The organism is Alloyangia pacifica, assembly GCF_900116195.1.
Taxonomy (GTDB): Bacteria; Pseudomonadota; Alphaproteobacteria; order Rhodobacterales; family Rhodobacteraceae; genus Salipiger; species Salipiger pacificus.
Genome location: NZ_FOZW01000019.1, coordinates 64180 through 71719 on the forward strand (window position 1 = coordinate 64180; position 7540 = coordinate 71719).

General features: G+C 67.3%; 9 protein-coding genes. 6 read left to right on the forward strand and 3 right to left on the reverse strand.

Annotated features, from left to right (window positions below):
• Positions 1-2: 2 nt before the first annotated feature.
• Positions 3-2198: a xanthine dehydrogenase family protein molybdopterin-binding subunit gene (locus tag BM397_RS26635; RefSeq protein ID WP_092430576.1), complete on the forward strand. Its 2196-nt coding sequence runs from the start codon at positions 3-5 to the stop codon at positions 2196-2198.
• Positions 2199-2558, forward strand: coding sequence for a c-type cytochrome (locus tag BM397_RS26640; RefSeq protein WP_092430578.1), 360 nt, complete (start codon positions 2199-2201; stop codon positions 2556-2558).
• A 77-nt stretch (positions 2559-2635) separates the two neighbouring features.
• On the opposite strand, the gene BM397_RS26645 is transcribed toward BM397_RS26640, so the two are convergent.
• A complete protein-coding gene (locus tag BM397_RS26645) occupies positions 2636-3100 on the reverse strand; it encodes a group III truncated hemoglobin (RefSeq protein ID WP_092430580.1) in 465 nt (154 codons plus the stop codon).
• A complete protein-coding gene (locus tag BM397_RS26650; RefSeq protein ID WP_245696238.1) occupies positions 3097-3747 on the reverse strand; it encodes a helix-turn-helix transcriptional regulator in 651 nt (216 codons plus the stop codon). Before BM397_RS26650 ends, BM397_RS26645 begins: the two co-directional genes overlap by 4 nt.
• Before the next feature lie 103 nt (positions 3748-3850).
• Between BM397_RS26650 and BM397_RS26655 the strand changes: the two genes are divergently transcribed.
• The 3 genes from BM397_RS26655 (at position 3851) to BM397_RS26665 (ending at position 5392) form a co-directional block, all read left to right on the forward strand.
• Positions 3851-4453 (forward strand): superoxide dismutase, encoded by a 603-nt coding sequence (locus BM397_RS26655; protein ID WP_092430584.1) that lies wholly within the window; start codon positions 3851-3853, stop codon positions 4451-4453.
• Positions 4454-4520: 67 nt separating this feature from the next.
• Positions 4521-4859: a ferredoxin FdxA gene (gene fdxA, locus BM397_RS26660; protein WP_092430586.1), complete on the forward strand. Its 339-nt coding sequence runs from the start codon at positions 4521-4523 to the stop codon at positions 4857-4859.
• Complete coding sequence (locus tag BM397_RS26665) at positions 4856-5392, forward strand: flavin reductase family protein (protein ID WP_092430588.1); 537 nt, start codon at positions 4856-4858, stop codon at positions 5390-5392. Before fdxA ends, BM397_RS26665 begins: the two co-directional genes overlap by 4 nt.
• 10 nt (positions 5393-5402) lie before the next feature.
• Here BM397_RS26665 and BM397_RS26670 read toward each other — a convergent pair whose 3' ends face one another.
• Complete coding sequence (locus BM397_RS26670) at positions 5403-6419, reverse strand: GlxA family transcriptional regulator (protein ID WP_245696239.1); 1017 nt, start codon at positions 6417-6419, stop codon at positions 5403-5405.
• 231 nt (positions 6420-6650) lie between these two features.
• Between BM397_RS26670 and BM397_RS26675 the strand changes: the two genes are divergently transcribed.
• Positions 6651-7540 (forward strand): alcohol dehydrogenase catalytic domain-containing protein (locus BM397_RS26675; RefSeq protein WP_092567432.1); only part of this gene is annotated, 890 nt, incomplete at its 3' end.

Below are 7540 nucleotides of genomic sequence, written 5' to 3' on the forward strand. Positions count from 1 at the left end.
CCATGGGTGTGATTGATCAACTCGCGCGCCGCCTCGGGCAGGCGCCGGTGAACGTGTCGCGGCGGGGATTCCTCGCCGGGTCCGGGGCGCTCGTGCTGGCCAGCGCGCTGCCGCTGCGCCCGGTGCGGGGCCAGGAGGCCGCCGCCGAGGCGCCTGCCGTCGAAGCTTTCCTTGAGCTGCGCTCTGATGGCACGGCGCTGCTGCGCAGCCCGTTCATCGAGGGCGGGCAGGGCATCTTCACGGCCATGGCGCAGATCGTCGGCGAAGAGCTTGACCTCGCGCCCGAGAACTTCTCGGTCGAGATCGCCCCGGCGGGCGGCCCCTTCGGCATCATGGGCGGCTACCGGCTGACCGGTGGCAGCATGTCGACCCGCACCGGCTACCCGGTGATGCGCCAGCTTGGCGCCGCTGCGCGGGCGATGCTGGTCGAGGCGGCGGCGCGGGAGTGGTGTGTGGAGGCCTCCGAACTGACCACCGAGCCGGGCGTCGTGGTGCATGAGGGCTCCGGCCGTCGTGCGGCCTATGGCGATTTGGCTGCGGCCGCCATGAACCTGCCGGTGCCCGCCGCCCCGGCGCTCAAGGACCCGGCTGACTTCCGTTGGATTGGCACCGCCCTGCCGCGCATGGATGTGCGGGCGAAATCCACCGGACAGCAGAATTACGCCATCGACGTCGAGGTTGAAGGCATGCTTCTGGCCGCGCTGCGCCACGCGCCGCGCCTTGGCCTGACGCCCGCGTCGGTCACCAACCAAGCCGAGATCGAGGCGATGCGCGGTGTGCATTCCGTGCAGATGCTGGACGGGGCCGTGGCGGTGGTTGCAGAGAAATTCTGGCAGGCCCGCCGCGCCATCGATGCCGCCGAGATCGACTGGACCGAGGGCGAGGCGCAATGGCCGATGCCCGCCGACTTCTCCTCCGCCGCCTTCCGCGACACGCTGGCCGGCGCCACGGGCGAGGTGGTCGAGGTCGAAGCCGCAGGCGATGCCGTAGGCACGCTGGAGGCCGCCGAGACGGTGATCGAGGCCACCTACGATGCGCCCTACGTGGCGCATGGCCAACTCGAGCCGCCCTCGGCCACGGCGCGGTTCAACGAGGACGGCACCCTCGATCTGTGGATGCCCTGTCAGGCGCCCGAGATGTTCGTCGGTGCGGCGGCAGCTGCGGCCGGGCTGGAGGCGAGCCAGATCAACCTGCACCAGCAGGTGCTGGGCGGCTTCTTCGGTCGGCACTTCCTCTATGCCACGGCCAACCCATTCCCGCAGGCGATCGCGCTGGCCAAGGCCGTGGGCCGTCCGGTCAAGCTGATCTGGACCCGCGAGGAGGACTTCCTGCGCGATGCGCCGCGTCCGCTGGGCCTCGCGCGCTTCCGCGGTGCCGTCGGCCCGGATGGCCCGACCGCGCTGCAGGTCGAGGTGGTGGGCGAGGGTCCGACCCAGCGCTGGTACCAGGCGCCTCCGGGGCAGGACCCCTCGGCGACCGAGGGCATCTCGGGCAAATCCTATGCGATCGCCAACACCCACATCGGCCAGATCTTCCACGCCAACCCGGCAGTGATCGGCTACTGGCGCGCCGTGGGCCACTCGATGCATGACTTCATGTACGAAGGTTTCCTCGACGAGCTGGCGCAGGCGGGCGGCCTCGATCCCTTCGAGATGCGCCTGTCGATGCTGTCGGGCTCGGAGCGTCACCGCAGGCTGCTCGAACGCGTCGGCGAACTCTCCGGGGGCTGGACGCCCGGTCCCTTCGAGGCCGAGGACGGCACCACCCGCGCGCGGGGTGTGGCCATGGCCTCGCCCTTCGGCTCCGAGGCCGCTGTGATCGCCGAGGTGTCGGTGGATGGCGGCGAAGTGCGCGTGCACCAGGTCTGGGTCGCGCTCGATCCGGGGCAGGTGGTGAACCCCAGCACGGTGGAGGCGCAGGTGCAGTCTGCGGTCGCTCTCGGCACCTCGCAGACGCTGGTCGAGGAACTGGTCTACGAGAACGGTGAGCCGACGGCCAGCAACTTCGACATGTACCCGATCCTGCGCCCCGACCAGATGCCGCAGGTCCATACCGCGATTGTCGAAAGTGGTGCTCCTATGGGCGGCGTCGGTGAGCCTGGTCTTCCGGCGGTTGGCCCGGCCATCGTCAATGCGGTGGCAACGCTCACCGGTCAGCGCATCCGCAGCCTGCCCCTGTCGAAACACGACTTCGGATAAATGATGAAGAAACTTGGTACTTTCGTTCTCCTCGGCCTGCTCGCCGGGGAGCCCCTGATGGCGCAGGACGTCGCTGAAGGCGAAACCGTGTTCCAGCGGCGCTGCGCCGCCTGCCATACGCTCGACGGCTCCAATCGCGTCGGACCCAGCCTGCAGGGCGTGGTCGGTCGTGAGGCGGGAACCGCCGAGGGCTTCCGCTACTCGGGCGCAATGGAAGGCAGCGGCCTAGTGTGGGATGCCGAGACGCTTGTGCAATACCTGGAAAACCCGCGGGACATGGTGCCCGGCACGCGCATGGTGCTGCGCCTACCGGACGAGAAGGATCGCCGGAACGTCGTGGACTTTCTGTCCACGCAGTAGGGCGGGTGTGTGTAGCGAGTGATGTGTTGACGGGAGGCGGCTTCGGCCGCCTCTTGGCGTTTCCGCCGCTGGGGGGATCAGGGGTAGTCCTCGCGGGTGAGCGGCGGGCGGAAGGTGAGGATATCGCCGCGGTGCATGGCAATGTTCATCCTGAACGCCTCGGCCACGCGCTCGGAACGGGCGATGAAGAGCGCGGCGGTGCGCTCGGGGCAAAGCTCGGTCACCGTGTGCCGGAAGATCGCGAGCCAGCGGCGGAAGTGCGCGTCCTCCAGCTCTTCGATGGCCTGGTGCTTGGGCATAGGCTTGCCACTGTAGCTGCGCGTGCCGAGCAGGGCGGAACTCCAGAAGGCGGTGATCTTTTCCAGATGTTCCGGCCAGTGGTCGTCGGCGATGCGGGCATGGAAGACCGGGCCGATGAGCGGGTCGGCGCGGACCTGGTCGTAGAAGCGGTGCACCACGCAGCGGACCATGGCCTCGTCCAGACCTTCGGCAATCGCCTCGTCGGTGGTGGGCTCTCCGGCGCGCGACAGGGAAGGGCTCATGCGCCGTTCTCCCGTACGATATAGGTGCAGCGCCGCCCGCCGCTGACGATGTGCTCGTCTCGTTCAATGGTCGCGCTGGAGCCGAGGGCATTTTGGAACACCGCCTTCTCGGCGCGGCAAAAGCCCTGACAGAAGCTGGCGGCGGCGCAGATCGGGCAATGGTTCTCTACGAGACGCAGCGTGCCGTCCTCGTCCTCCTCGACCTGCGCCATGTAGCCTTCGGCACTGCGCAGTTCGGCCAGCCGCTCCAGCCGGTCGCGGGTGCTCTCGCAACCCGCCATGGCGTCGCGGTACTGCGCGAGCGTTGCCACCTCGCGCTCGGCGATGATCCGGTCCAGCGCGTCCGACCCCAGCACCTCGGTGATGCTGCGCAGGATGTCCACGGTCAGCGCGGCGTGGGTGTCGGGAAAGCGCGCCTGAGCCTTGTCGGTCAGATGCCAGTAGGTCGCGGGTCGCCCGCGGCCAGCGCTGCGGCGTTCCTCGTCCACCAACCCCTCTTCATGCAGCTTCATCAGCTGCTGCCGCGCCGCCTCGCCGGTGATGCCCTGCCTGCGGCCGACCTCGGCCGAGGTCTGCGCGCCGTGCATCTTCAGCGTCATCAGCAGCCGCTCGGAAGGAGCCCGCGGCGACCACGCTTCTTTTTCCAAGTCATCACTTGACATATTGGCTCCGATGTTTTTCAAAGTATTTGCTTGTTTAATTAACCAAACGGGCCGCATCGCGCAAGCGCTGGCTCGAAAGGAGACCGAGATGACCTTTGAACTTCCCGCCCTGAGCTATTCCCATTCCGCCCTTGCCGAGCGCGGCATGAGCCAGGAAACGCTGGAGCTGCACCACGACAAGCACCACCAGGCCTATGTCACCGCGCTCAACGGCTTCGTCGAGGGTAACGCCGCCCTGCAGGGCAAGACGCTCGAGGAGATCATCGCGCTGTCCTATGGGGATGACGCGCTTGCCGGCGTGTTCAACCAGGCCGGCCAGCACTGGAACCACATCCACTTCTGGAACGCGCTCTCGCCGAACGGCGGCGGCATCCCCGGCACGCTCGAAGCCAAGCTGGTCGAGTCCTTTGGCTCGGTCGATGACTTCAAGGCCGCCTTCAAGACAGCGGCGACCACGCAGTTCGGCTCGGGCTGGGCCTGGTTGATCCAGAAGGCCGACGGCAGCCTCGGTGTCACCAAGACTCCGAATGGCGTCAACCCGCTGGCCACCGGCGAGGGCACCGCGCTGCTCGGGCTCGACGTCTGGGAGCACAGCTACTACGTCGACTTCCGCAACCGCCGTCCGGACTACGTGACCAATTTCCTCGACACTCTCGCGAACTACGAGTTCGCCGAAAGCAACCTCGCCTGATCGGCGCGGACCTGTCCCGCCGTGCAGGGGCACGGCGGGGCGTTCGGCCACGGCGGATGGAGATGGAATGACTTACGTCGTCACCGAGAACTGCATTGCCTGCAAATACATGGACTGTGTCGAGGTCTGCCCGGTGGACTGCTTCTATGAGGGGGAGAACACGCTTGTGATCCACCCCGATGAATGCATCGATTGCGGCGTCTGCGAGCCGGAATGCCCCGCCGACGCGATCCGCCCGGACACCGAGCCGGAAATGGACAAATGGGTCGAGTTCAACCGCAAGTACGCCGAGCTCTGGCCGGTGATCGTCGCGCAGGGAACGCCGCCGGAAAATGCGGCCGAGATGGACGGCGTTCCGGACAAGCTCGCCACGCTGTTCTCGCCGAACCCGGGGAGCGGACAATGAAACCTTGGACAAGCCAATACGGCACCGGCGAAGCTGGGGAGGACAGGACCGGCGCAGATCCGCAGGTGTTCCGCGACGCCATGGCGACACTCGCGGCGACCGTCTGTGTGGTGACCTGCGGCTCCGGCGACGCGCGCCTCGGGCGGACTGTCACGGCGGCGATCTCGCTCGGCGTGGCACCGCCTGCGATCCTCGTGTCGATTGCAGCCAACTCGGAGCTCGCCGATCGGATCCGGCAGACGGGGCGATTTTCTTATGCCATGCTCTCGGAGGGGCAGGACGATATCGCCGACGCCTTTGCGGGGAGGCTGCCGTCCGAAGAACGGTTCTTCGAGGCAGACTGGATTTCCTGGGCGTCGGGGGAGCCGCAGCTGCTGGATGCCGTCGCCTCCATGGATTGCCTCGTGGCGGATGCCTTCGAGGCCGAGGGTCACATGCTCTTTGTCGGTCATGTGCAGGAGATCGCGCGCAGCACACGGCGCAAGCCGTTGCTCTGGTACGGGCGGCGCTACGGCACGGTCAGCCCGCAATAGCTGCCGCGATCTAGGCGGCGGTGGAGAACCGCTCCCGGTACTCACGCGGAGTCAGCGAGAACTTGCGGTTGAACACCTTGCGCATCTGGTCGTCCGAGGAAAAGCCGACCCGGTGCGCGATGGTCTTGACCGGCAGTCCCGTCTCCAGCAGCAGCGTCGTCGCGCGCTCGCAGCGGGCGTTCATCACGTAATCTGAGGGGTTCTGCCCGACATCCCGGGTGAATTGGCGCACGAAGTTGCGCTCGCTCATCCCGGCGCGCTGCGCCAGATCGCCGGTCTGCAGCTTGCGCTCGAGATTGGCATGGATCCAGGTCCGGATGTCGGCGATGCCGGAGCGGACCTGCGCCTGCCCGGTCAGCACCGCGCTGAACTGCGACTGGCCGCCGGGGCGTTTGAGATAGATCACCATGTCGCGCGCCACAGACAGTGCGAGGTCGCGCCCAAAGTCCTGCTCGACGAAGGCCAGCGCGAGGTCGATCGCGGCGGTCACCCCGGCCGAGGTGTAGAGGTTGTCTTCGCGCAGGAAGATCGCGTCGGCTTCGACCCGTACGTCGGGATAGGCCTGCTGCAGGCGTGCAGCGACGCTCCAGTGCGTTGTGGCGCGACGTCCGTCCAAGAGTCCGGCCTCGGCTAGGAAGAAGGTGCCGGTGCAGAGCGAGGCGAAGCGGCGGGCCTGCGCCGCGTGGCGGCGGCACCAGTCGACGATCTGCGGATTGCCGCGGAGCGCCTCCTCGATCTCCAGCGCCCCGGCGATCATCACCGTGTCCTGCGGCGTGGCCTCCGCCAGCGCGCGCTCGGCGGTCAGCGTCAGGAAGCTCTCGGACTGCACCGGGCCCGGGGTCGGGGCGATCAGTTCGACGTCGTAGCGCGCCGGGTGCGAGGCCGCCGCGAGGTATCGGTTGGCGGCGGTAAAGACGTTCACCGGCCCGACGGCCTCCATGCATTTGAAGCCCCGGTAAATCACGATCTGGACGTGGCGCAGCGCGCTCGGCGCGGTGACAGGCTCGGTCGGCGAGGAGGCAGGCACAGCGGCTCCATTCTTGGCATTGCTCGGCGCAATTCAGGGGTGACTTGTCCGGAAACGTCCGAACATCCCGATTGCACCGGCCTTGGGGGTATAGGACTTTTTCCCCATGGGGAAGGCGCGGCGGCACCTTGGTGTCTTGCCCTTCACGACAATTGTCAGCCCTGGGACCGCCCCTGCTCGAGGGGCGTCGCCGCAGAGGTTGTCAGGACATTCTTTGAAAGGAACAACGACATGAGAACCCGTGCAGCCGTGGCGCTCGAGGCCGGTAAACCGCTTGAGATCATGGACGTGGAACTCGATGGGCCGAAGGCCGGCGAGGTGCTGGTCGAGATCAAGGCCACCGGGCTTTGCCACACCGACGAGTTCACCCGCTCCGGCGCCGACCCCGAGGGGCTCTTTCCCTGCATCCTCGGCCATGAGGGCGCCGGCGTCGTGCTCGAAGTGGGCGAAGGCGTCACCACGCTGAAGCCGGGCGATCACGTCATCCCGCTCTACACGCCGGAATGCCGCGAGTGCCCGTCCTGCCTGTCGGGCAAGACCAACCTCTGCACCGCGATCCGCAACACCCAGGGCCAAGGCCTGATGCCGGACGGCACCACGCGCTTCAAGATGCTCGATGGCACGCCGATCTACCATTACATGGGCTGCTCGACCTTCGCCAACCACACGGTGATGCCGGAGATCGCGCTGGCGAAAGTGCGGGACGACGCGCCCTTCGACAAGATCTGCTACATCGGCTGCGGCGTCACCACCGGCATCGGCGCGGTGATCAACACGGCGGGCGTGGAGATCGGCTCGACCGCGGCGGTTTTCGGCCTCGGCGGCATCGGGCTCAACGTCATCCAGGGCCTGCGCATGGCGGGGGCCGACATGATCATCGGCGTGGATCTCAACGACTCCAAGGCCGAGATGGCCAAGAAGTTCGGCATGACCCACTTCGTGAACCCCTCGAAGATCGAGGGCTCCGTCGTGCAGGAGATCGTCAACCTCACCAAGCGCGGCGCGGACCAGATCGGCGGCGTGGACTACAGCTTCGACGCCACCGGCAACGTCAAGGTGATGCGCGACGCGCTGGAATGCTCGCACCGCGGCTGGGGCGTGTCGGTGATCATCGGCGTGGC

Coding starts and splice junctions, on each gene's coding strand:
- BM397_RS26635 (WP_092430576.1), top strand. CDS start 3: ATGGGTGTGATTGATCAACTCGCGCGCCGCCTCGGGCAGGCGCCGGTG.
- BM397_RS26640 (WP_092430578.1), top strand. CDS start 2,199: ATGATGAAGAAACTTGGTACTTTCGTTCTCCTCGGCCTGCTCGCCGGG.
- BM397_RS26645 (WP_092430580.1), bottom strand. CDS start 3,100: ATGAGCCCTTCCCTGTCGCGCGCCGGAGAGCCCACCACCGACGAGGCG.
- BM397_RS26655 (WP_092430584.1), top strand. CDS start 3,851: ATGACCTTTGAACTTCCCGCCCTGAGCTATTCCCATTCCGCCCTTGCC.
- fdxA (WP_092430586.1), top strand. CDS start 4,521: ATGACTTACGTCGTCACCGAGAACTGCATTGCCTGCAAATACATGGAC.
- BM397_RS26665 (WP_092430588.1), top strand. CDS start 4,856: ATGAAACCTTGGACAAGCCAATACGGCACCGGCGAAGCTGGGGAGGAC.